This window comes from Vibrio inusitatus, assembly GCA_024346935.1.
Taxonomy (GTDB): domain Bacteria; phylum Pseudomonadota; class Gammaproteobacteria; order Enterobacterales; family Vibrionaceae; genus Vibrio; species Vibrio inusitatus.
Genome location: AP024878.1, coordinates 1,080,542 through 1,104,622 on the forward strand (window position 1 = coordinate 1,080,542; position 24,081 = coordinate 1,104,622).

The window sequence follows — 24,081 nt, forward strand, 5'->3', positions numbered from 1 at the left end:
TATTTATCCAGTAATTTACTTTCAAATAACATCCTTATGACTCGACTTTTTGTAGCAGAGAAACCTAGCCTAGGTCGCGCAATTGCCGCCGCACTTCCCAGACCCCATAAGAATGGGCAAGGGTACATTGAATGTGGAAATGGCGATGTCGTTACCTGGTGCATCGGTCATCTCCTCGAACAAGTCGAACCTGACGTTTATGATCCTCGCTATAAAAAGTGGGATCTAGCCGATCTTCCTATCATTCCCGACGCTTGGCAATTGCGCCCTCGTAAAAGTGCAGCCAAGCAGTTAGCGGTGGTCAAAAAGCTTCTTAAATCTTCGAAACACATCATCAACGCAGGAGACCCAGATAGAGAAGGGCAGTTGCTGGTGGATGAAGTCTTTGATTACTGCAAAGTCAGTAAAACCAAAAAGGAAGCAGCTCAACGCTTATTGATCAGCGATTTAAACCTTTCTGCGGTTAAGCGCTCACTCTCTAGTATGCGTAGCAACCGAGAATTTGTACCTTTGTCGGTTTCTGCCTTGGCCCGCTCACGTGCTGATTGGTTGTATGGGATGAACATGTCCCGCGCTTATACCTTGCTGGGTAAAAAAGCGGGATACAATGGTGTGTTGTCCGTTGGTCGAGTACAAACACCCGTACTAGGTCTTGTTGTACGTCGTGACATGGAAATTGAGCGCTTTGTCTCACGCGATTATTTTACCTTACATGCCTTGATACCTTACCAAGAACATAGCCAAGTCTATGATATTCGAGCTAAATGGGTACCGAGTGAGGCATGCGCAAAATGGCAAGATGAAGATGGTAGGGTATTGCACCGTGCCTTGGTGGAGAATGTGGCCAACCGGATCAAGGGTCAGTCAGCTACAGTGGTTAAGTCAGAACAAAAAAAAACCAAACAAGCTCCACCTCTGCCTTATTCATTGAGTGCACTACAGATAGATGCCTCAAAGCGCTTTGGTATGAGTGCGCAACAGGTGTTGGATCTCTGTCAGTCGTTATATGAAAAATATAAGGTGATTACTTATCCGCGTTCGGACTGTCGCTATTTGCCTAAAGAACACTTTAAAGAAGCGTCCTCGGTTTGCACTGCAATTTTGGCGAATTCATCAGATCACAAAATCGCGGTGGAGAATGCTAACTTGTCGCTGCGCTCTAAAGCATGGAATGATGCGAAAGTTGATGCTCACCATGCCATTATCCCTACCCCAAAGAAAGTAAGCAATCTACCCGTGCAGGAGGCTAAGGTGTATCAGCTGATCGCCACTCAATATTTGATGCAGTTTTACCCATCGGCGGAGTACGCTGAATCCAAGCTTGAGTTTGATATTCAGGGTGGAAAGTTTGTTGCCTCTGGTCGTCAGCTAATTTTACCCGGTTGGAAGGCACTCTTTCCTGCCCGTCAAGGTACAAATAGTAGTGATAAAAAAGAAGACCAGGCACCGTTAGTTCCTGCGTTACAACAGGGACAAGCGCTTGTTTGCAGAGAGGGAGAGATTAATCAAAAGCAAACTGAGCCTCCTAAACACTTTACTGAAGCAACATTACTACAAGCAATGACAGGTATTGGACGCTTTGTTCAAGACAATTCGTTAAAGAAAATCTTAAGAGAGACTGATGGTATTGGTACCGAAGCAACTCGTGCGGGTATTTTAGATACTCTGTTTAAACGTTCTCTTTTGATGAGAAATGGAAAGTCAGTATTGAGTACACCCGCTGGACGAGGCCTTGTGGAAGCATTACCCGATCTATCTACTTACCCAGATTTGACGGCACATTGGGAGAAGCAACTGCAAGATATGGCAGAAAAAAAGCAGGCCTACCTGCCTTTTATTAGCCAGCTGCAACAGCAGTTAACCCAATTGATGGATACTGCTAAAGCAGGACCTATTCCTGAATCTTTACGCTCTTTGCCTGAAGTGAAAAAACCAGCCTTTAAAAAGCGTCGCCCAAGTAAGAAGCGATCTTACTCTAAAGGCGGCGCGAAATAACGGAACTGGTGTGATTACCAAGAAATAGTCTGACCATCGTAGTTATAGAAACCACCGGAATGCTCATCGTCAGACCCTTCTATTACTTTAACTAACCCTGTCACGGATTGGTTTACCTCAATGAGAGCATTTGGTCCGCCCATTCGAGTTTTTACCCATCCTGGATGGAGTGCTAATACGGTATAGCCTTGCGTGCTTAAATCGTTATGCAGGCTTTTTACCACGGAGTTAATCGCAGCTTTAGACGAACGATAAATGTAACCGCCACCTGAGGTGTTTTCATGCATACTGCCAACCCGAGAAGAAAGAATTGCGATGCGTTTTTCTGTGCTCTTTTCAAGTGCCGGGTAGAGCGCTTCTACTAACTTCAAAGGGGCGATTGTGTTGATTTCCAATACTTTTCGCCACTCTTCAATATCCGTGTTGCCAAAGGTAGAGGCCTTAGGGCCGTAGTAGCCAGCGTTATTGATCAGTAAGTCCAACTGTTCAAATTCATTTTTAAATGCCCTGACTGCAGAGTAATCAGTGACATCTAGCTGTCTTACGCGCAAATTATCGTGTTTTTTACAAAGACTAAGAAGCTCTTTACTCGAGGCTTCACTTCTATAGGTGGCAACAACGTTCGCCCCCATTCTCAAATATGCAGTGGTAAGACCAAGGCCAATCCCTCGATTGGCGCCGGTAATCAAAATGGTACGCATAGCGACTCCCTATTACATATGGCGCCTATCTTTAGCATGCCTCCTACAGGGAATCAGCATTGGTAGAGTGCCAAAATGGTTCTGGTGAATTATTTTTATTATTTTGGCTGCGCATCCACACATAACCCACTGATTTCTTGGGATTGTTCACTCATTAAATAGAGATAAAGTGGCATGATATCCAGTGGTGTCTTAAGCGTAGCGGAATCTTCTGCAGGATAAGCCCCTGCGCGCATAGAAGTGCGAGTTGCACCTGGGTTAATAGCATTGATGCGTACATTAGTATTACTCAATTCATCCGCGAGGACTTGCATCATGCCCTCAGTTGCAAATTTGGAAATGGCATAACTGCCCCATAGTGCTCGACCAATGTGCCCCACGGTTGATGAGGTAAAGACAATGCGACCAAACTGAGCTTTTCTGACTAATGGCAATAGGGCTTGAGTCATTAAAAACTGCGACTTGACGTTGATTTGCATTACTTCGTCGAAAGTGTCTTCTTCAATTTGGTCAAACGGACTTATCATGCCTAGCACACCTGCATTGTGCAATAAGCCATCTAAGCGACCATATTGCCCCTCAATGGTTTCTGCCATATCAATGTAATGCTGTTTGGTGGCGCCTTGCATGTCTAACGGGATAATCGCTGGCTCTGGGTAGCCTGCGTTGACAATTTCATCGTACGTGTTCTCTAACTTGTTAACGGTACGACCAAGCAGAATAACGGTAGCACCATGCTGGGCGTAAGAGAGGGCCGCTTGTTTACCAATGCCGTCTCCGGCACCCGTCACTAGAATGATTTTGTCTTTTAAAGCGTCAGTTGCTACTGCGTAATCCACAATCTGAGTCCTTTTGTATGCGGTTTTGATTTAACGAATCTGAATAGGACGTTACAATACAACAATATTCATCTTCAGGGATAAGACATTGGAATTTTTGTTAGATTACGGCTTGTTTTTGGCCAAAATTGTTACGTTTGTCGCCGCTATTATAGTGATTTTAGTGATTGCAAAATCAGCATCTACTAAATCAGGCACAAAGGGATCACTTGAGGTGACCAACCTGTCTGAGCAACATGAGCAAAATATTGAACTGATGGAGCATCATCTGCACGATGAAGCGTTTATCAAAGCTCGTGATAAAGTGGCTAGAAAGAAGCGCAAAGAAGAAGAAAAAGCGCGTGGAAAAGAGATTAAAGAAGCCGTCAAAGGTGGGGAGTTAGACACCAAGCGTAAACCGCATTTATTTGTACTGGATTTTATTGGCAGTATTGATGCAAAAGAGGTGACCAATCTTCGTGAAGAAATTACAGCGATACTCGCGTGTGCTCGTGAAGGTGATGAGGTGCTAGTTCGCCTAGAATCTGGTGGCGGTATGGTGCATGGTTATGGCTTGGCAGCTTCACAATTGGATCGCATCAAGGCGGCCAACATCCCATTGACGATTTCCGTGGATAAGGTTGCGGCTAGTGGTGGCTACATGATGGCTTGTGTGGCAGATACAATAGTCAGTGCCCCGTTTGCTATTGTGGGCTCAATCGGTGTGATAGCGCAAATTCCTAACTTTAGTAAGCTTCTGAAAAAGAACGATATTGAATTTGAGCAAATGACTGCAGGTGAGTACAAGCGCACATTGACAATGTTTGGTGAGAATACTGATAAAGCGCGTGAGAAATTTAAGCAAGAACTGGAAGAAACCCACGTGTTGTTTAAAGATTTCATCCGTGAACGTCGCCCGGAGCTTGAACTAGAGAAGGTTGCAACGGGTGAGCATTGGTATGGCAGCCAAGCGCTTGATCTTGGTCTGATAGATAAGGTGCAAACGTCAGATGATTTAGTAGTAGAGGCATGCAAAGATAAAACCGTGCTAGCGGTTCATTACGTGCAAAAGAAGAAGTTGGCAGACAAGTTTGGCAAAGCGGCTGCAGAAGCGACGGATTCAGTACTATTAAAATGGGTTCAACGTGGTCAACGCCCAATCGTATAGCAATATAAAACTGAAGCAATACACAGCTCTAGTACTAGCGATAGAAAACAGCTAGCCATAGGGTTGGCTCTGCGGGGGTGGTCCACGCCACCCTATGCTTTTGGTGAGCGGGTATATTGAGATACTCTCCGACGCCTAGCCTTATTGTATCCTCATTTTCAAACTCAATCTCACCTTCTCCTTGTAACACGATCACCCATTCATGCTCTTCTTGATCATACCAACCTTTATCTGGAGAGGTATGCCCTAGAGATATAATACGTTCAATACGAATTCGCTCGTTATTGAGTAAATCATTAAATAGTTCTTTGGGTAAATCGTTGGGAATATCTGAGAACAAATTAGGCATAAAAACTCCCTTTCTATGACTATTTTATTATAGTGCTATTGAGTCGTTCCGTATGTTAGCTAGCCTTTCAGCAATCCTTGTACAATCTTCTGTGTTATTACTCGCGCAGTGGGGTAATTACCTCTATAATATGCCGCGCGTTCATTGATACGCACTTAGGGCAAAGACCCACAACAACAAGAAAAACATCTGGAGTAAATATGTCTTCTCTTTCTCCTGTCATTACCGTAGACGGCCCAAGTGGGGCGGGTAAGGGCACTTTATGTATGATGTTGGCTGAAAAGTTAGGCTTCCAATTACTCGACTCTGGCGCGATTTATCGTGTCCTTGCGTTAGCGGCAATCCATCATGGTGTTGATACTGAATCAGAAGATGCTTTGGTGCCTCTAGCAACACACTTAGATGTACAATTTATCGCTCAGGGCGACCTAGTTCAGGTTGTACTGGAAGGTGAAGATGTTTCTAGTGAATTAAGAAAAGAAGAAACGGGAATGGCAGCCTCTAAAGTTGCTGCTTTACCTCGTGTTAGAGAAGCTTTATTGCGACGTCAAAGAGCGTTTCAAGCTGAGCCTGGTTTGGTTGCTGACGGTCGCGATATGGGAACAGTGGTTTTCCCAAGTGCAGTCGCAAAAATTTTCCTAGATGCAAGCGCTGAGGAACGGGCACAAAGACGCTTTAATCAGTTGCAAGGCAAGGGCTTAGAGGTTAGTATTGACCACCTTTTGAGCGAGATCCAAGAACGTGACCATCGCGATCGCAACAGAGCGGTTGCACCTTTACGTCCTGCGGAAGACGCTTTAGTGCTTGATTCTACTGAACTTTCTATTGAAGAAGTAGTAGAAAAAGCCTTACAATTTATTGAATCTAAATTGTCTTGATTCTACCTATATAAGGTAATCAGGGCACTATGGAACGTTGGTCGCAAGGATGATGACTGGCGAATTTATCAACCCCTCGAGGCAGGATGCCCGTGGACGTTTAAATATTGAAGATCAAATTAATGACTGAATCTTTTGCTCAACTCTTTGAAGAGTTTCTAAACGAAACTGAATTCCAACAAGGCAGCATCGTTAAAGGTACTGTAGTAGCTATCGAGAACGGTTTCGTTCTTGTTGACGCTGGTCTTAAGTCTGAGTCTGCTATTCCTGCAGAACAATTCAAGAACGCTGCTGGCGAACTTGAAGTTGAAGTAGGTTCTGAAGTAGACGTAGCTCTTGACGCTGTTGAAGATGGTTTCGGTGAGACTCAACTTTCTCGTGAGAAAGCTAAGCGTCACGAAGCTTGGATCGTACTTGAGAAAGCTTACGAAGAAGCTGAAACTGTTGTTGGTATCATCAACGGTAAAGTTAAAGGCGGTTTCACTGTTGAACTAAACGGTATCCGTGCTTTCCTACCTGGTTCTCTAGTAGACGTACGTCCTATCCGTGACACTGCTCACCTAGAAAACAAAGAGCTAGAGTTCAAAGTTATCAAGCTTGACCAGAAGCGCAACAACGTTGTTGTTTCTCGTCGTGCTGTTATCGAATCTGAAAACAGTGTTGAGCGTGACGAACTTCTTGAGACTCTACAAGAAGGTACTGAAGTTAAAGGTATCGTTAAGAACCTTACTGACTACGGTGCATTCGTTGACCTTGGCGGCGTAGACGGCCTACTTCACATCACTGATATGGCTTGGAAGCGCGTTAAGCACCCATCTGAGATCGTTAACGTTGGTGACGAAATCCTAGTTAAAGTTCTTAAGTTCGACCGTGAGCGCACTCGCGTTTCTCTAGGTCTTAAGCAACTAGGCGAAGATCCATGGGTAGCAATCGCTAAGCGTTACCCAGAAGGTCACAAGCTAACTGGTCGCGTTACTAACCTAACTGATTACGGCTGCTTCGTAGAAATCGAAGAAGGCGTTGAAGGTCTAGTACACGTTTCTGAAATGGATTGGACTAACAAGAACATCCACCCTTCTAAAGTTGTTAACGTAGGCGACGAAGTTGAGGTTATGGTTCTTGAGATTGACGAAGAGCGTCGTCGTATTTCTCTAGGTCTAAAACAATGTAAAGCTAACCCTTGGCAGTCATTCGCTGAAATTCAAGCGAAAGGCGATCAAGTGACTGGTAAGATCAAGTCTATCACTGACTTCGGTATCTTCATCGGTCTAGAAGGCGGCATTGACGGTCTAGTACACCTATCTGACATTTCTTGGAATGTTGCTGGTGAAGACGCAGTACGCGACTTCAAGAAAGGTGACGAAATCTCAGCTGTTGTTCTTGCAGTAGATGCAGAACGTGAGCGTATTTCTCTTGGCGTTAAGCAAATGGAAAACGACCCGTTCAACAACTATGTTGCTGACAACAAAAAAGGTGCTCTAGTTAACGGTACTGTAACTGCAGTAGACGCAAAAGGTGCTACAATTGAACTTGTAGACGGCGTTGAAGGTTACATCCGTGCTTCTGAAGTATCTCGTGACCGTATCGAAGATGCGTCTCTAATCCTAAGCGTTGGCGATAGCGTTGAAGCTAAGTTCACCGGTGTAGACCGTAAGAACCGCGTAATCAACCTATCTATCAAAGCTAAAGATCAAGCTGAAGAGCAAGAAGCAATGGCTTCACTGAACAAGCAAGAAGACGGCGGGTTCGGTAATGCTATGGCAGATGCATTCAAGGCTGCTAAAGGCGAATAATCACTTTTTTAACTAAAAGTTGATCGCTAAGAGGGGGCCATACGGCTCCCTTTTTTTGATTTGTGAATGAGGGAAACTATGACAAAGTCTGAATTAATTGAGAGACTGTGTGCAGAACAGACACACTTATCTGCTAAAGAGATTGAAGACGCAGTAAAAGAAATTATTGAGCATATGGCCGACACCCTAGAAACGGGTGAGCGAATTGAAATTCGCGGTTTCGGTAGTTTTTCTCTTCACTATCGTGAGCCTCGTATGGGTCGTAACCCTAAAACTGGCGATCAGGTAGAGTTGGAAGGAAAGTTCGTTCCACACTTTAAGCCAGGCAAGGAGTTACGTGAGCGCGTAAACGACAGTCTATAGTGATAAAGAGTAATGAAAACGGCACTTCATGATGGAGTGCCGTTTTTTTCGTTAGCTATTCAAGTTGATGTAATATCCCAATTTGATTACTGGTTACTCAAGTCGATGATAATTTTCGAATTAGCATGGTGTAGAGTGTCGAATTACTGCATAATCACTGTTATTGCACTGATTTTAAAAGGGTAGTCTTAGTGAAAATTCTAAAGATAGCGTTAGTGTTGGTTCTGTTTCTTTTTGCGCTGGCTCTAGGCGCACAAAACCAAGAAGTGGTGACGTTTAACTACTTACTGGCTGAAGGTGATTTTCATCTCTCTACGCTGATTGGTATTGTCTTTGTGACTGGTTTTGTTATCTCAGGACTGATTTTTGGCAGTATGCACTTCAAATCTCAGCTGCAAGTACGCAAGTTAAATAGAAAGCTGAAGAAGCTAACGCCTCAAATTGCTACTTCTGCACCTATTACCCCGTCCGTTCCCGCTTCAATCAAACCAGAGAAGTAAATTTATTGGATGCTTGAGTTACTGTTTCTACTCTTACCAATTGCAGCAGCCTATGGGTGGTACATGGGGCAGCGTAGTGCACGTCAAGATAACCAGAGACAGTCTAACCAGATTTCCCGACAGTACGTTCATGGTTTAAATCTACTTTTATCGGAGCAATCAGATAAAGCGGTAGACCACTTTATCGAATTACTGCAGGTCGACGACGAAACTATAGATACTCACCTTGCTTTGGGTAACTTATTTCGTTCACGTGGAGAAGTCGACAGAGCAATTCGCATTCACCAAAATCTCATTTCGCGTACCGAACTGACCATCGAACAGAAAAATATTGCTTTGCAACAGTTGGCGAAAGATTACATGGTCTCGGGTTTTCTTGACCGCGCAGAAAAAATCTATGAGCAACTGGTAGATGAACCTGATCATAAAGAGCAAGCACTACATCAGTTAGTTGCGATTTACCAACAAACCAAGGAATGGAGCAAAGCGATTCACTATGCCAGTATGTTGGTGAAGATGGGTCGAAGAAAAATGCGTACTAGCATTTCTCATTACTGGTGCGAATTGGCGTTGAATGAAAAAGCCTTTGGTAAAAGAGCTAAATCTATCCAGTACTATAAGAAAGCCCTAGTAGAAGACCCTAAATGTGTCCGCGCTAACATATCACTAGGCCGTATCTACATGGAAACGGAAGAGTACACTAAGACCATCAAGTATTTAGAAGCAGTCTTAGCTCAGGATGTGGACTTTGTTAGTGAAGTGCTGCCTAACCTAGCTGATTGCTATTATCATCTTGGCCAAGAGCCTGAGTTGTTAGAGTTTCTTCGTAAATGTATCGACAAGAAAGCGGGTGTTTCTGTTGAATTAATGCTGGCGCAAGTCGTCGCTCAGCATGAGGGAACGGGAGCGGCTCAGTCACTATTAACCAGACAACTCATAAAGAACCCGACAATGAAAGGGTTCTATCGCCTTATCGATTACCATATCGCAGAAGCCGAAGAAGGTCGTGCAAAAGACAGCTTAACTACCCTTCAAGCTATGGTGGGCGAGCAATTGAAAGTGAAACCTCACCACCGGTGCCGTAAATGTGGCTATTCAACTCATGCTCTTCATTGGCACTGCCCTTCATGTCGCAGTTGGGGTAGCATCAAACCTATCCGAGGCCTAGACGGCGAATAATACCAATCGTAGTAAATAACCGCTCAGCGTAGCTGGCTAAAACATTCGATAACGGCGTTTTTCCTGCGCTATTTCTGAACACTTATCTTACTGCGATTGATATAAAATCGCGTTTCACTCTAACAATCTTTGACTGACAAGGTTAGAATAGGCGCGCTTTATCCCCCATGCCCAAACTAGGAGACCCTTCGATGGATCAAAAAGTGATCGTTGCCTTAGACTATGACAACAAAAATGACGCTTTAAACTTTGTAGACCGAATTGACCCAGCTTCATGCCGCTTAAAAGTAGGCAAAGAGATGTTCACTTTATTTGGCCCAGAGTTTGTTAAACAACTCCATCAAAAAGGCTTTTCTGTATTTTTGGATTTAAAATTTCACGATATTCCAAACACATGCTCTAAAGCAGTTCGCGCTGCAGCTGAAATGGGAGTTTGGATGGTGAACGTTCACGCCGGCGGCGGTGAGCGTATGATGACTGCATCACGTGAGATTCTTGAACCTTATGGTAAAGATCGCCCATTGCTGATTGGTGTTACTGTTCTAACCAGTATGGAACAGTCGGATTTGGCGGGCATTGGCTTAGATGTTGAGCCAAAAGAACAGGTCCTACGTCTTGCGCACCTAACCAAAAACAGCGGTCTCGACGGCGTGGTATGCTCTGCGCAAGAAGCAAGCTTCTTGAAATCTGAACTTGGTAAAGAGTTCAAGCTTGTTACTCCTGGCATTCGCCCTGCAGGCGCTGCCGTTGGTGACCAAAAGCGTATAATGACTCCTGTTGATGCGATTCAAGCCGGTTCTGATTATCTTGTTATCGGTCGACCAATTACCCAAGCTGCAGATCCAGCGAAAGTACTGGCTGAGATCAACGGCACACTTGGATAACTGATAATCGTCATCCTGAACTCGATTCAGGGCCTTAGAAATTGCCCAGTTTCAGCATTGCCACTCTCCAAGATACTGGATAACCGCGCTGCGGTTTCCAGTATGACGCTGTTGTTTACTTCAATAGCGCACAACAACGCCAATGACAACCGTCATCCTGAACTCGATTTAGGACCTTAGAAAGTGCCCAGTTTCAGCATTGCCACTCTCCAAGATACTGGATAACCGCCATGCGGTTTCCAGTATGACGCTGTTGTTTACTTCAATAGTGCACAACAACGCCAATGACAATCGTCATCCTGAACTTGATTCAGGACCTTAGAAAGTGCCCAGTTTCAGCATTGCCACTCTCCAAGATACTGGATAACCGCCATGCGGTTTCCAGTATGACGCTGTTGTTTACTTCAATAGCGCACAACAACGCCAATGACAACCGTCATCCTGAACTCGATTCAGGACCTTAGAAATTGCCCAGTCTCAGCATTGCGACTTTCTAAGATACTGGATAACCGCGATGCGGTTTCCAGTATGACGTTACATCGCGATCCTTACCAACTTGGCACGCCACTATGAAACTTAAACTCGCTGTCCGGCATAGTTATTAACTCTGCCTCAACCTTTGCAAAATATTCCACACGCTCACTAATATCTTCACTGGAAATTTGCTGAGCTAGCGTTAAGTAATCTTGATAATGCCTAGCTTCAGAGCGCAATAAAGACACATAGAAATTTTGTATGTCTTCGTCCATGTGTGGCGCCAGAGCGGCAAAACGTTCGCACGACCTTGCCTCAATAAAAGCGCCGATAATCAACTTATCAACTAACGTCTGTGGCTCATAGGTTTTCACATGCTTAAGCAGGCCTTTCGCATATCGACTAGCGGGCACGTGATTATACTCAATACTTCGATTGTCCATGATCTCGAGCACTTGATAGAAGTGATGCAGTTCTTCCTTTATCAGCAGGACCATTTTATCGATAAGGTCTTGGCTATAGGGTGAATCTGATTGAGCAATAATTCCCTTAGATATATTGCTTTTTCCTTTCAAGGTATTGAGATTACCAATACCCTTGTAGGCGAATTCTTCATAGGGTTTAAACCATTCCAACAACTGCTGTTTGCTTTCATTGTTCGCGGCGTATTTACGGATCAAAAACATAGCAGACTGACCGGCTTTTAACTCACACAACAGATGATCGATAAGCACCACAGGCAATCGCTCAGGTTTTTTTGCTTCGTTTATCCATTGCATTGGGGTTGTACAGTTGAGAAATTGATGGATGGGTTCGAGAAGATGTTGATACATGAGAGATCCATAGTCATTACAGCGATGCCGTAGCCTAAGAAATTTGTTTAGCTGTGTCTATAGTGACCTTATATCATGAATATCAATGAAACTACTTTTCATACTAATCCAAAAGCGTTATAACTATTCATTATATGTAATGGAATACGAGGCATAGCATGAAGCTACAGCAATTAAGATACATAGTGGAAGTGGTTAATCACAATCTCAATGTGTCTGCGACCGCAGAGAGTCTTTATACTTCTCAGCCCGGTATTAGTAAGCAGGTGAGACTGCTTGAAGATGAACTGGGAATTCAGGTGTTTGAACGAAGTGGGAAACATCTGACTCAGGTGACACCTGCGGGCGAAGAAATTGTTAAAATTTCACGGGAGATCTTATCTCGGGTGGAATCGATAAAGTCAGTAGCCTCTGAACATACTCATCCAGAAATGGGTACCTTGAATATTACTACGACCCATACTCAGGCTCGTTACGCACTGCCAGATGTAATTAAGGGCTTTACTGCGAGATACCCTAAGGTTTCTCTGCACATGCATCAAGGGACACCTTCACAGATGTCTCAAGCCATTGCTAAAGGTACTGCCAACTTTGCTATCGCCACTGAAGCTCTGCATCTTTACCATGATGCCATCATGCTACCATGCTACCACTGGAACCGTTCCATAGTGGTGACTCGTGACCATCCGTTGGCTAATAAGGCTAACGTGACGATTGAAGATCTTGCTTCATATCAACTAGTGACTTACGTATTTGGCTTTACCGGGCGTTCGGAGTTAGATGCCGCTTTTGACAAGGCAGGGTTAACGCCACGAATCGTATTTACCGCTACCGATGCTGATGTCATAAAGACGTATGTGCGAATGGGGATTGGCGTTGGTGTTATCGCGAGTATGGCCATCGATCAAGAGCTAGACAAAGATCTAGTGGCTATTGATGCTAGCCATATCTTTGGGGCAAGCACGACTAGTATCGGCTTTAGACGAGGCACCTTCTTACGTAGTTATATGTTCGATTTTGTTGAGCGTTTCGCACCACACTTAACTCGCCCAGTGATAGAGCAAGCTATTTCGTTGAAAAATAATCACGAAATCACGGAAATGTTCAAGGATATTGACCTTCCGGTTCGTTAATCATTCCTAATTGATTCGCTTCCCTCTAAAATGAACACCTTAGGGGGAAGCATGCTCACACACTTTACACCGCTCGATCATCTATTGCTTAATTGCCAACATTTTTGGCGTTTTGAGCCTTTCCATGAAAGTCGCTCTCGCCAGCACCGATTTGCGGATACGCCGTTAGCAACTTGGCTTGATACCTTATCTGCATCTGATGTGAGTACCCTCAAGCACGATGTTTCTCGGGTGTACCTGCAATTACAGCAATATATTCCTGAACTTACGGATATAGAGCCTATGGTTGCGCTTGAAGGTTCATCGGCCACGCCTCTAGACCTTGATTCTCACCTTACCACTGGTATACCAGGGCGAAAATTAGAGCAAATCACGTCAATGGGGTCGCAAGTACTCTTAGCTCATTCTGGTATTGAATGGTTGGAGTGGTGTGCGGGTAAGGGATTCTTAGGGCGAATACTTGCGCACCACTCTGGGCAGACAGTGACAAGCTTTGAGTGGCAACAAGCACTTTGCGAACATGGGCAGGCTGAGGCTCATAAGCAAAACCTTCCAGTCACTTTTGTTCAAGGCGATGCCTTTAGCTGTGACCATCAACATGTCTTCAATAAAAAGCAACACGCGGTGGCATTGCATGCGTGTGGAGATCTACATGTTTCTCTGATGAAGCACGCAATGGATTACCAGTTAGCCGCACTATCAATCGCGCCTTGTTGTTATCACTTGATACAAGGAGAGCAGTATCAGCCTCTTTCTAGATTAGCTAAACAGTCAAGATTGACCTTGTCTAAGTCAGAGTTACGAATTCCATTGCAAGAAACGGTGACTGGTGGTGAGAGAGTGGAGCGCCATAGATATCAAGAAATGAGTTACCGACTGGGTCTAGATGAGCTTTTACGAGAAGAGTTAGGTTTAAATGAGTATCAGCCTATTCCTAGCGTTAAGAAATCTCAGCTTCAGCTTGGGTTTATTGAGTTTTGTAAATGGGCATCTGAGCGAAAAGGCTTAAAGCTTCCGGAATGCGACTTTCTGCGTTATCAAAAGATCGGTGAGGAGCGTTTTGTACGAATGGAAAAACTCAGCTTAGTGCAAATGGCTTTTCATCGACCACTAGAAATGTGGCTGATCTTAGACAAATCGCTATATCTGCAAGAGCATGGCTATCAGGTACATTTAACTGAATTTTGCGAGAAAAAAATAACGCCGCGGAATATTCTTATACACGCATCTAATAGCTGACAGATTTAAATCATTAGGTCAAACACAGTCATGCCCGAAGTCTCTTATCGGACATCTACTCAACAGGCCTTCGACATCTAGAGTCTAGCTAACAGCATGTAGGGTGTTAATCTTTACATGCTGTTAGTTAGCAGTACTTGTTAAGCAAATAACTCTATGGCCTTGCTTGGCTCAACATATTCCAAATTGAAGTTTTCAGCGACTTCTTTGCAAGTCACGATGCCATGAATGACGTTAAGGCCGTTCAAGAAGCCTTTGTCTTCTGTTAGTGCTTGTTTGTAGCCCTTGTTTGCCAGTTTGATGATATAAGGCAGGGTCGCGTTATTAAGGGCGAAGGTTGAGGTTCTTGCTACGGCGCCAGGCATATTTGCTACGCAGTAATGCACCACATCATCGACAATATAGATTGGATCGGCATGGGTAGTGGCGTGAGATGTTTCAAAACAGCCACCTTGGTCAATGGCAACATCAACAATTGCAGCCCCTGGTTTCATTGATTCAATATGTTTTTTTGTAACAAGTTTTGGCGCAGCTGCGCCTGGAATCAGTACCGCTCCGATCACGAGATCAGCATCTAACACATGGCGACTTAGCGCTTCTTCAGTGGAATAGACGACTTTTGCTCGGCCTTGAAATTCTTCATCAAGAGTGCGAAGAGTATCAATGTTGCGGTCAAGAATAGTCACGTCAGCACGCATACCTACAGCCATTCGTGCTGCGTTGGAGCCAACGACACCACCGCCAATCACTACTACTTTTGCAGGCTCAACACCGGGTACGCCGCCTAGTAAAAGGCCTCTTCCAGCATTCGATTTCTCTAAAGCTTGTGCGCCGGCTTGGATGGACATTCTGCCAGCAACTTCTGACATTGGAGCAAGAAGAGGTAGCTGATTTAAGCGGTCGGTCACGGTTTCATACGCAATGCATACCGCTTTGCTATTGATTAGTTCCTCAGTTTGTGGAAAATCAGGAGCTAAGTGTAAATAAGTAAACAATATTTGCCCTTCGCGAAGCATTGCTCGCTCAATGGCCTGAGGTTCTTTTACCTTTACGATCATTTCTGCCTGAGCAAAAATTTCCGTTGCGGTTGGAAGAATGGATGCACCTGCTGCGATATAATCATCGTCGCTGAAACCTATGCCGCTGCCGGCTAGCGTTTCGACAATAACTTGGTGTCCGTTAGAGATAACTTCTCTCACGCTGGCTGGGACCATACCAACTCGGTACTCATGGTTCTTAATCTCTTTAGGGATACCAATGATCATCCTGACTCCTTGTTGTTTTCTAGTTATAGTAACTGCATAAATTGCTTATGTGGGGTGTTATAAACTAGTATAAAGCTGTTTATTCAAAATTTGATGCTGAATATTTTTATATTGTAGTGTATGTTGTTGCAAGGAAGTAAAAAGGTGGAACAAAACTATGTTAGAAGCGAGTAAACCGTCCAAGGAACTGGACCGTATAGACAGAAATATTCTCAATGAACTGCAGAAAGATGGCCGAATCTCTAACGTAGAACTGTCTAAGCGTGTTGGTTTGTCGCCAACCCCTTGCTTGGAAAGGGTAAGACGTCTTGAGCGTCAAGGTTATATTTTAGGATACACTGCGCAACTTAACCCACAATATTTGGATGCTTCTCTATTAGTATTTGTAGAGATCACCTTAAATCGTGGAGCGCCTGATGTATTTGAGCAGTTCAATACTGCTGTGCAAAAATTAGATGATATTCAAGAGTGTCATCTTGTTTCTGGTGATTTCGATTACCTGTTAAAAACACGTGTATCTGACATGGGCGCTTATCGCAAACTGTTAGGCGACACGCTACTGCGTCTACCGGGTGTTAACGACACTCGTACATATGTTGTTATGGAAGAAGTGAAGCAGAGCAATAACCTAGTGATAAAAACTCGCTAAATTGCTGATTCACCGAGGTTCTATTTGGGCTTTACCTCAGCATGTGTTTAAATGAAAATAATCACGGGCGACATTAGTCGCTCGTGTCGTTTATCAGACTAAGACCCGCATGCAATGGATATGTTGAAAAGAAATCTCAAAATTCGAACAATAGTTCACAAGTCTCCTCACAAAGCCAAACCCAATCTCACCGGCATTCAACGCCTTCGAGAAGGGTGTCTTATCATTGGCGTATTGCTTGCCGTCCTTATGGCAGTATCACTGATCACCTTTAATCCAGCAGATCCTTCATGGTCTCAAACCGCCTGGGGCGGAGAGGTGAAAAATGCGGGTGGCTTAATGGGTGCTTGGATAGGCGATACATTGCTATTCATCTTTGGTGTGCTTGCCTATTTTGTTCCCGCTATAGTCGTTCTACTTTCTTGGATTGTATTTCGTAAACGTACGGACACTGAACCTGTGGACTTGATGCTGTGGGGCACGCGACTGCTTGGCGGTGCACTGCTTATCGTAACCAGTTGTGGTTTAGCAGATTTAAACTTTGATGACATCTGGTATTTCTCATCAGGTGGCGTAGTGGGTGATGTGATTACCAGTCTGGCGTTGCCTACGCTAAACACTCTAGGTAGCACACTTGCTCTACTGTTTTTCTGGGGAGCGTCTTTCACTTTGTTCACCGGTATTTCTTGGCTTTCGATTGTTGAAAGAATCGGTCAGGGAACCTTGTGGTGTGTTACCTATTGTTTGAACTTTGTGCGTGGTGATAAAGAGCAAGTGCTTGAACCTACACGCCTTGACGATCAAAAATTGGTTTACGCGGATACTTCCCCAGAAACGGCACAGCCTCTGTCTGGAAATATTGAAGCTACGACATCAGACGATCCATTATTTGCGTCATCTGACGAAGTTCAAACAGAAGAAACCCCGTACAAGATCTATATGCCAGAGGATAGCGAAGAAGAAAGCTTTACCTTCGATAGAACCAGCAATCTCAATGCGCCTATTGATCAACTTGAGCGTGATGCGCAGTTAGCCAATGACTATGCAGATACGGAAGAGCCGGTAATCAATACCGTTGCACAGTCTCCTGAGTTGAGCCAAGACCCAACACCAGAAATGGTGATTCCTGAGGTGGAAGAGCATTTTTCTGCAACAGAAGAGTTAGTAGAAGATAAACCAAGCTTCCAGCCACCGACGCTGGAAAGTGATCCCTTACTTGAAGAGAATCATGAGCATTCACACAATCATGACGTAGAGCTTGTTGGAGACTCTTCTGATTTTGATATTGTCGAAGAATCAGAAAAACCAGAGCCAAGCATCTCTATAGAGTCACTTGAACAGGTGGAAGATAAAAATACTGTCTCAGAGCAAGAGCAAAATAGCGAGGAAGTCGTTGTTGAAGAGTTAACAGACGCTGAGGCTTTCGCTAAACAGGTCGCCGATGCAAAGGCTAAGCAGGCAGCTTCTCAAAATCCTTTTTTGATTCGCAAAGATGCTGACCTTCCTGTGCCAACCAGTCCAATGCCGACACTGGAACTGTTATATCATCCTGAAAAACGTGAAAATCACATCGATAGAGAAGCATTGCAAAACATAGCGAGACTTGTTGAATCCAAACTGGCCGATTATAAAATTAAGGCAGTGGTTGTGGGCATTTTCCCAGGTCCAGTAATTACACGATTTGAACTAGACCTAGCGCCAGGGGTCAAAGTATCAAGAATCTCTAGCTTGTCTATGGACCTTGCGCGTTCTTTGTCTGCATTGGCGGTGCGTGTTGTTGAAGTGATACCGGGTAAGCCATATGTAGGTTTGGAACTACCTAATATGACCCGTCAGACTGTATTTTTGTCTGATGTAATTTGTAGCTCACAATTTATTGAAAACAAGTCACCAACTGCAGTGGTTCTTGGTCAAGACATTGCCGGCGAAGCCGTTGTGGCCGACCTATCTAAGATGCCCCATGTATTAGTGGCAGGTACTACAGGCTCTGGTAAGTCTGTAGGGGTGAACGTCATGATTCTGAGTATGTTGTACAAATCAACACCAGATGATGTGCGTTTCATCATGATTGACCCGAAAATGCTGGAGCTTTCTATTTACGAGGGCATTCCTCATCTGTTATCCGAAGTGGTTACCGATATGAAGGATGCATCGAACGCCCTGCGCTGGTGTGTAGGTGAGATGGAGCGTCGCTACAAACTGATGTCCGCCCTAGGCGTAAGAAACCTTAAAGGCTTTAACGAGAAGTTGAAAATGGCTGCAGATGCAGGGCATCCAATTCACGATCCTCTTTGGCAGCCTGGTGACAGTATGGATCAAGAAGCGCCACTTCTTGAAAAACTGCCTTACATCGTGGTTGTGGTTGATGAATTTGCCGATCTCATCATGGTTGTAGGTAAGAAGGTTGAAGAGCTTATTGCTCGAATAGCGCAAAAGGCTCGTGCAGCGGGTATTCACCTTATTCTGGCAACTCAGCGTCCATCAGTGGATGTGATTACAGGTCTGATTAAGGCAAACATCCCAACTCGTGTAGCGTTTACGGTATCGACAAAAACAGATTCTCGAACCATTCTCGATCAAGGTGGTGCCGAGTCGTTATTAGGCATGGGTGATATGTTGTATCTACCACCTGGCTCTAGCCACACCATTCGTGTGCATGGTGCGTTTGCTTCTGATGATGATGTGCATGCGGTTGTGAATGACTGGAAGGCGCGGGGTAAGCCGCAATACATCGATGAAATTACCAAGGGTGACCCTTCACCAGAAACCTTACTTCCAGGTGAAAAAATGGAAGGGGAAGAGGACACTGATCCACTGTTTGACCAAGTGGTTGAGCATGTTACGGAAACTCGCCGTGGCTCTGTTTCCGGTGTACAGCGCAAGTTTAAGATCGGTTACAACCGAGCAGCTCGTATAGTAGAGCAACTTGAAGCACAAGGTATCGTGTCGGCCCCAGGGCATAATGGTAACCGAGAAGTGCTCGCACCGCCGCCAATTAAAGATATGTAATAGGGCTTTTGGCCCGATATTTTGAGAGTAGTATGAAAAAATTAGTAATGAGTTTATTGGTGTTGGTATCGGGCGTTGTGTCTGCCAACCCTCAACAAGAACTAGTTCAACGCTTAGATAAAACTGATGGTTTTACCGCGCAGTTTTCACAAACTGTGATAAGCCCTGATGATGACGTGGTAATGGAAGGGACAGGCTCCGTTGAGATTGCTAGGCCTAGCCTATTTCGTTGGACGACCAATACGCCTGACGAAAATGTGTTGGTATCCAATGGTGAAACATTGTGGTACTACAGCCCGTTTATTGAGCAAGTGAGTATCTATTGGCAAGAGCAAGCGACCGAGCAAACGCCGTTTGTACTGCTAACACGCAATAAAGCGAGTGATTGGGACAAATACAACGTTATTCAAAATGGCGATCGCTTCACTTTAACGCCAACGGATGAAACCTCAACACAGGGGCAGTTTCAGATTGACATTAATGACGCGGGAGCGATCTCTGGCTTTAATGTAGTGGAGCAAGATGGTCAGCGTAGCAAGTTTACGTTTAATGACTATCGCTCAGAAGTTCCCGCTAAGTCGCGCTTTGTGTTTGAGATCCCTAATGGGGTTGAAGTTGACGATCAACGTAACTAAACCTATATCATGAGCAATATGCAATTTGATTTCTCTACGGGTGAGGATTTTCGTCCTCTTGCTGCGCGTATGCGCCCAAGAACCCTTGAGGAGTATATAGGTCAACAACATGTCTTAGGTTCGGACAAGCCCTTGTATCGAGCTTTGCAGGCAGGGCAACTGCATTCCATGATTCTGTGGGGCCCACCGGGTACAGGGAAAACGACATTAGCAGAGGTAGCTGCAAGTTATGCCGATGCTAGGGTAGAGCGCGTATCTGCGGTTACTTCCGGTGTAAAGGATATCCGAGCCGCTATTGAAAAGGCTCGTGACAACAAGATGGCAGGCCATCGCACCATCTTGTTTGTTGATGAGGTGCATCGCTTTAATAAAAGCCAGCAAGATGCCTTTTTGCCACATATTGAAGACGGAACGGTTACCTTTATCGGAGCAACCACCGAAAACCCATCCTTTGAACTAAATAACGCACTGCTATCGCGAGCACGAGTGTATAAGCTTGCCTCTCTAAACACGCAAGATATCGAACAAGTGATTCAGCAGGCCTTAAGTGATGATGAGCGTGGTTTCGGTAAGCTTAAGGCTGAGTTTGTCGGAGAGAGCGACCAGAGATTAGCTGAGCTTGTTAGTGGTGATGCGCGTATGGCGCTGAACTATTTAGAATTACTGTTTGATATGGCGCCAGAAAAAAATGGCGTCAAACAAATAGACCTTGAATTGCTTGCACAAGTAGCAGGATCTAAGGTGGCACGCTTTGATAACAAAGGTGATATTTGGTACGACCTAATTTCTGCAGTGCATAAATCAATTCGAGGCTCGAATCCTGATGGGGCGTTGTATTGGAGTGCTCGTATGATTAAGGCCGGTTGTGACCCTTTGTATATTGCCCGTCGTCTGCTGGCTATTGCATCAGAGGACATTGGTAATGCCGACCCGCGTGCTATGCAAGTGGCTATTAGTGCTTGGGATTGCTTCACTCGCATAGGCCCAGCAGAAGGCGAAAGGGCATTGGCGCAGGCTGTCGTTTATTTAGCATGTGCACCAAAAAGTAACGCTGTTTATAAAGCGTGGAAACAAGCACTGCAAGATGCCGACGATACATCCGAATTAGAAGTACCACATCATCTTCGCAATGCACCGACGAAATTAATGCAAGAGCTTGGCTATGGTGAGGAGTATCGTTATGCTCATGACGAACCCGGAGCCTACGCTGCAGGGGAATGCTACTTTCCTCCAGAAATGAGTGAGACTCGCTACTATTTTCCAGAAAATCGTGGTCTTGAAACAAAAATTGCTGAAAAGCTGAACTATCTCCATTCTTTAGACGAAAAAAGCACACGAAAGCGCTACAAAAAGTAGTGTTTTTTAGATATCTTTGTTCGATTGAAATTTTACCCTTTTTAGCTCCTTGAGAGTTATCGTTAACTACACGCAGGATTAGCAATGCTAGATTCTAAATTATTTCGTACAGAGCTGGACGAAACAGCAGCAAAACTAGCGCGTCGAGGCTTTACCTTAGACGTTGATACCATTCGCCAACTAGAAGAAAAGCGTAAAGCTATTCAAGTTGATGTTGAAAACTTGCAATCCTCACGTAACTCTATCTCCAAGCAAATAGGCCAAAAAATGGCGGCTGGCGATAAAGAGGGCGCTGAAGAGATCAAGAAACAAATCGGTACTCTTGGTTCAGATCTAGACGCTAAGAAAGTGGAACTAGCAGCAGTTCAAGCTCAGCTAGAAGACATTACGCTTTCTGTACCTAACCTTCCGGACGACTCTGTACCAAATGGCAAAGACGAAAATGAGAACGTAGAAGTTTCTCGTTGGGGCACGCCAAGAGAGTATGATTTTGAAGTAAAAGATCACGTAGATCTTGGTGAGATGGCCGGTGGTTTAGATTTTGCTAGCGCCACTAAAATCACAGGTGCGCGTTTTATCGTGATGAAGGGACAATTTGCTCGTCTTCATCGTGCTATCGCACAGTTCATGTTGAATCTGCACACTGATGAGCACGGTTATACAGAAATGTACGTGCCTTACCTAGTGAATTCAGACAGCCTATTTGGCACAGGTCAATTACCTAAATTTGGTGAAGACCTATTCCACACTGAACCACTAACAGAAAAAGTGAATGACGAAGAGCCTCGTAAGCTTTCTCTTATTCCAACTGCAGAAGTTCCAGTGACTAATATGGTTCGTGATACCATCGTTGATGAAGCAGATCTGCCAATCAAGATGACAGCACACACACCATGTTTCCGCTCTGAAGCTGGCTCTTATGGTCGTGATACACGTGGCCTTATCCGTATGCATCAGTTCGACAAAGTTGAGCTTGTTCAGATCACTCGTCCAGAAGATTCTATGAATGCTTTGGAAGAACTGACAGGACACGCTGAGAAGGTACTTCAGCTGCTAGAACTTCCTTATCGTAAAGTGGTTCTTTGTACTGGCGATATGGGCTTTGGCGCTCGCAAGACTTATGACCTAGAAGTCTGGGTACCAGCGCAGAAAACGTACCGTGAAATATCTTCTTGCTCGAACACTTGGGATTTCCAAGCACGTCGCATGCAAGCACGTTTCCGTCGTAAGGGTGAGAAGAAGCCAGAGCTTCTACATACACTGAATGGCTCAGGCCTAGCGGTAGGTCGTACCATGGTGGCTATTTTAGAAAACTACCAGCAAGCGGACGGTCGTATCGAGATCCCTGCTGCACTTCAACCATACATGGGTGGTCAAACCCACATTGGTTAATCGCTGATTGTATGAAAAGCCGGCTACTTGTTAGCCGGCTTTTTTATGCCTATCAGAAATCGGTCGGTCTTAAGGGTAAATGGTGTGAGTTAATTGTTGTGAAATAGGCGCTCATCTTGCACTGCATTTTCAATAGCTCTTATCAGCTTTTGCAAATCGCTCGGTGTGATAATGTAAGGCGGCATAATATAAATAAGCTTACCAAATGGACGTATCCACACTCCTTGTTCAACAAAGTGCGCTTGTATCTTCTCCATATTTACCGGTTTATGTGTTTCTACCACTCCGATAGCACCTAGGTAACGTATCTCTTTCACAAGTTCATAGTTAGATAACTGGGGGAGTGATTGGGATAGTTGCTTCTCAATTACGGTAACTTGTTGCTGCCATTTTCCAGACTGCAGTATTTCTAAACTTGCGGATGCCACGGCGCAAGCTAACGGGTTACCCATGAAGGTAGGGCCATGCATAAAGCAACCTGCCTCGCCACCGCAGACAGTGTTGGCAACCGTGGGTGTAGCGAGCGTTGCAGAGAGGGTCATATATCCCCCTGTCAAAGCCTTACCCACACATAAAATATCAGGTTCTATAGCGGCATGCTCAACAGCAAACATTTTCCCTGTTCGCCCAAAGCCAGTCGCAATTTCATCAATGATGAGCAAGATACCGTAATGGTTACAGAGCTCTCGGACACGCTTTAAGTACGTTGGATGATAGAGACGCATGCCTCCTGCGCCTTGGACTATTGGTTCTAGAATGATAGCTGCTATGTCGTGATGTTGGATTTTAAGGGCATCTTGCATTGGTGCTATATCTGATTCATCCCAATCATCAAAGAAGCCACACAGAGGAGAATCTACAAAGATGTGCTCGGGCAAAAAGCCTTTGTAGAGCGAATGCATTGAGTTATTCGGATCCGTCACCGACATTGCTGCAAAAGTGTCTCCATGATATCCGTGCCTTAAAGTAAGAAACTTGGAACGAGGTTCACCCAACGAGTGCCAATACTGCAGTGCCATCTTAAGGCCCACTTCAACGGCGACAGACCCAGAATCAGCGAGAAAGATGTGCTGAAGGTTTTTTGGTGCAAGTTCGAGGAGTTTTTTACCTAACCGAATTGCAGGTTCGTGAGTAATACCGCCAAACATAACATGAGACATAGCCTCTATTTGTTGATGAGCCGCTGCATTTAATTTTGGATGTGAGTAGCCATGTATTGCAGACCACCACGACGACATACCGTCAATAAGTTGGGTGCCATCTTCTAATGTCAATTCAACGCCGGATGCGGATGAGACGGGGTAACAAGTGAGAGGGTTGAGAGTTGAGGTATACGGGTGCCAAAGGTGTTTCTTATCGAAGCTTAAATCCATAAAAGAGCCAAATTGTATAATTATTGTACGTTAGTAAACAAAGTTATCCTTGCGATGTTGACAGTGTAACGCTTCAGGTTAGACTAGCCAAGCAA

At 44.6% G+C, this 24,081-nt stretch carries 22 protein-coding genes; 16 read left to right on the forward strand and 6 right to left on the reverse strand.

The genetic code is table 11. The features are described 5' to 3' along the window. Positions 1 to 36: 36 nt before the first annotated feature. Positions 37 to 1,995, forward strand: a complete 1,959-nt coding sequence (locus OCU48_RS04970; RefSeq protein WP_141347075.1) for a DNA topoisomerase III — start codon at positions 37 to 39, stop codon at positions 1,993 to 1,995. A gap of 14 nt (positions 1,996 to 2,009) precedes the next feature. On the opposite strand, the gene OCU48_RS04975 is transcribed toward OCU48_RS04970, so the two are convergent. Further along, positions 2,010 to 2,696 (reverse strand): SDR family oxidoreductase, encoded by a 687-nt coding sequence (locus OCU48_RS04975; protein ID WP_141347076.1) that lies wholly within the window; start codon positions 2,694 to 2,696, stop codon positions 2,010 to 2,012. A 98-nt stretch (positions 2,697 to 2,794) separates the two neighbouring features. Next, positions 2,795 to 3,535 (reverse strand): YciK family oxidoreductase, encoded by a 741-nt coding sequence (locus tag OCU48_RS04980; protein ID WP_141347077.1) that lies wholly within the window; start codon positions 3,533 to 3,535, stop codon positions 2,795 to 2,797. Positions 3,536 to 3,623: 88 nt separating this feature from the next. Between OCU48_RS04980 and sohB the strand changes: the two genes are divergently transcribed. Beyond that, complete coding sequence (sohB, locus tag OCU48_RS04985; RefSeq protein WP_141347078.1) at positions 3,624 to 4,682, forward strand: protease SohB; 1,059 nt, start codon at positions 3,624 to 3,626, stop codon at positions 4,680 to 4,682. Positions 4,683 to 4,716: 34 nt separating this feature from the next. On the opposite strand, the gene OCU48_RS04990 is transcribed toward sohB, so the two are convergent. Beyond that, the gene (locus OCU48_RS04990) at positions 4,717 to 5,031 is read right to left on the reverse strand and encodes a cupin domain-containing protein (RefSeq protein WP_141347079.1); all 315 of its coding nucleotides are present in this window, start codon (positions 5,029 to 5,031) and stop codon (positions 4,717 to 4,719) included. A 200-nt stretch (positions 5,032 to 5,231) separates the two neighbouring features. On the opposite strand from OCU48_RS04990, the gene cmk reads away from it, so the two are divergent. The 7 genes from cmk to OCU48_RS05025 all read left to right on the forward strand — a co-directional run bounded on the left by cmk (position 5,232) and on the right by OCU48_RS05025 (position 11,092). Further along, entirely contained in the window at positions 5,232 to 5,909 is a 678-nt protein-coding gene (gene cmk, locus OCU48_RS04995; protein WP_141347080.1) for a (d)CMP kinase, read from the forward strand. Positions 5,910 to 6,031: 122 nt separating this feature from the next. After that, complete coding sequence (rpsA, locus tag OCU48_RS05000) at positions 6,032 to 7,702, forward strand: 30S ribosomal protein S1 (protein ID WP_141347081.1); 1,671 nt, start codon at positions 6,032 to 6,034, stop codon at positions 7,700 to 7,702. Between the two features lie 78 nt (positions 7,703 to 7,780). Continuing rightward, on the forward strand, positions 7,781 to 8,065 hold the full coding sequence (ihfB, locus tag OCU48_RS05005; protein WP_119010837.1) for an integration host factor subunit beta: 285 nt from the start codon (positions 7,781 to 7,783) through the stop codon (positions 8,063 to 8,065). A gap of 191 nt (positions 8,066 to 8,256) precedes the next feature. Continuing rightward, entirely contained in the window at positions 8,257 to 8,565 is a 309-nt protein-coding gene (locus tag OCU48_RS05010) for a LapA family protein (RefSeq protein ID WP_141347082.1), read from the forward strand. A 9-nt stretch (positions 8,566 to 8,574) separates the two neighbouring features. Next, positions 8,575 to 9,744 carry a lipopolysaccharide assembly protein LapB gene (gene lapB / locus OCU48_RS05015; protein WP_141347083.1) on the forward strand — a complete coding sequence of 390 codons (1,170 nt, stop codon included), beginning with the start codon at positions 8,575 to 8,577 and terminating at the stop codon, positions 9,742 to 9,744. 191 nt (positions 9,745 to 9,935) lie between these two features. Continuing rightward, positions 9,936 to 10,628 carry an orotidine-5'-phosphate decarboxylase gene (gene pyrF / locus OCU48_RS05020; protein WP_141347084.1) on the forward strand — a complete coding sequence of 231 codons (693 nt, stop codon included), beginning with the start codon at positions 9,936 to 9,938 and terminating at the stop codon, positions 10,626 to 10,628. Between the two features lie 284 nt (positions 10,629 to 10,912). Beyond that, positions 10,913 to 11,092, forward strand: a complete 180-nt coding sequence (locus OCU48_RS05025; protein WP_337983901.1) for a hypothetical protein — start codon at positions 10,913 to 10,915, stop codon at positions 11,090 to 11,092. A gap of 84 nt (positions 11,093 to 11,176) precedes the next feature. On the opposite strand, the gene miaE is transcribed toward OCU48_RS05025, so the two are convergent. Beyond that, a complete protein-coding gene (gene miaE / locus OCU48_RS05030) occupies positions 11,177 to 11,935 on the reverse strand; it encodes a tRNA isopentenyl-2-thiomethyl-A-37 hydroxylase MiaE (protein WP_141344252.1) in 759 nt (252 codons plus the stop codon). A 158-nt stretch (positions 11,936 to 12,093) separates the two neighbouring features. Between miaE and cysB the strand changes: the two genes are divergently transcribed. Further along, positions 12,094 to 13,068, forward strand: coding sequence for an HTH-type transcriptional regulator CysB (gene cysB / locus OCU48_RS05035; RefSeq protein ID WP_141344253.1), 975 nt, complete (start codon positions 12,094 to 12,096; stop codon positions 13,066 to 13,068). Between the two features lie 51 nt (positions 13,069 to 13,119). After that, on the forward strand, positions 13,120 to 14,307 hold the full coding sequence (locus OCU48_RS05040; protein WP_141344254.1) for a methyltransferase: 1,188 nt from the start codon (positions 13,120 to 13,122) through the stop codon (positions 14,305 to 14,307). Positions 14,308 to 14,447: 140 nt separating this feature from the next. Here OCU48_RS05040 and ald read toward each other — a convergent pair whose 3' ends face one another. After that, on the reverse strand, positions 14,448 to 15,572 hold the full coding sequence (gene ald / locus OCU48_RS05045; protein ID WP_141344255.1) for an alanine dehydrogenase: 1,125 nt from the start codon (positions 15,570 to 15,572) through the stop codon (positions 14,448 to 14,450). A gap of 157 nt (positions 15,573 to 15,729) precedes the next feature. Here ald and lrp point away from each other — a divergent pair, with 157 nt between their 5' ends. From lrp to serS, 5 genes are all read left to right on the forward strand, one after another. Then, positions 15,730 to 16,221, forward strand: a complete 492-nt coding sequence (gene lrp / locus OCU48_RS05050) for a leucine-responsive transcriptional regulator Lrp (protein ID WP_017027685.1) — start codon at positions 15,730 to 15,732, stop codon at positions 16,219 to 16,221. Positions 16,222 to 16,335: 114 nt separating this feature from the next. Next, the gene (locus OCU48_RS05055; protein ID WP_141344256.1) at positions 16,336 to 19,230 is read left to right on the forward strand and encodes a DNA translocase FtsK 4TM domain-containing protein; all 2,895 of its coding nucleotides are present in this window, start codon (positions 16,336 to 16,338) and stop codon (positions 19,228 to 19,230) included. Between the two features lie 32 nt (positions 19,231 to 19,262). Then, complete coding sequence (gene lolA, locus OCU48_RS05060; protein ID WP_141344257.1) at positions 19,263 to 19,865, forward strand: outer membrane lipoprotein periplasmic chaperone LolA; 603 nt, start codon at positions 19,263 to 19,265, stop codon at positions 19,863 to 19,865. A gap of 9 nt (positions 19,866 to 19,874) precedes the next feature. Beyond that, positions 19,875 to 21,221, forward strand: a complete 1,347-nt coding sequence (locus OCU48_RS05065) for a replication-associated recombination protein A (protein ID WP_141344258.1) — start codon at positions 19,875 to 19,877, stop codon at positions 21,219 to 21,221. Between the two features lie 84 nt (positions 21,222 to 21,305). Beyond that, entirely contained in the window at positions 21,306 to 22,613 is a 1,308-nt protein-coding gene (gene serS, locus OCU48_RS05070) for a serine--tRNA ligase (protein ID WP_141344259.1), read from the forward strand. Positions 22,614 to 22,702: 89 nt separating this feature from the next. On the opposite strand, the gene bioA is transcribed toward serS, so the two are convergent. After that, entirely contained in the window at positions 22,703 to 23,986 is a 1,284-nt protein-coding gene (gene bioA, locus OCU48_RS05075; RefSeq protein WP_141344260.1) for an adenosylmethionine--8-amino-7-oxononanoate transaminase, read from the reverse strand. Between the last annotated feature and the right edge of the window lie 95 nt (positions 23,987 to 24,081).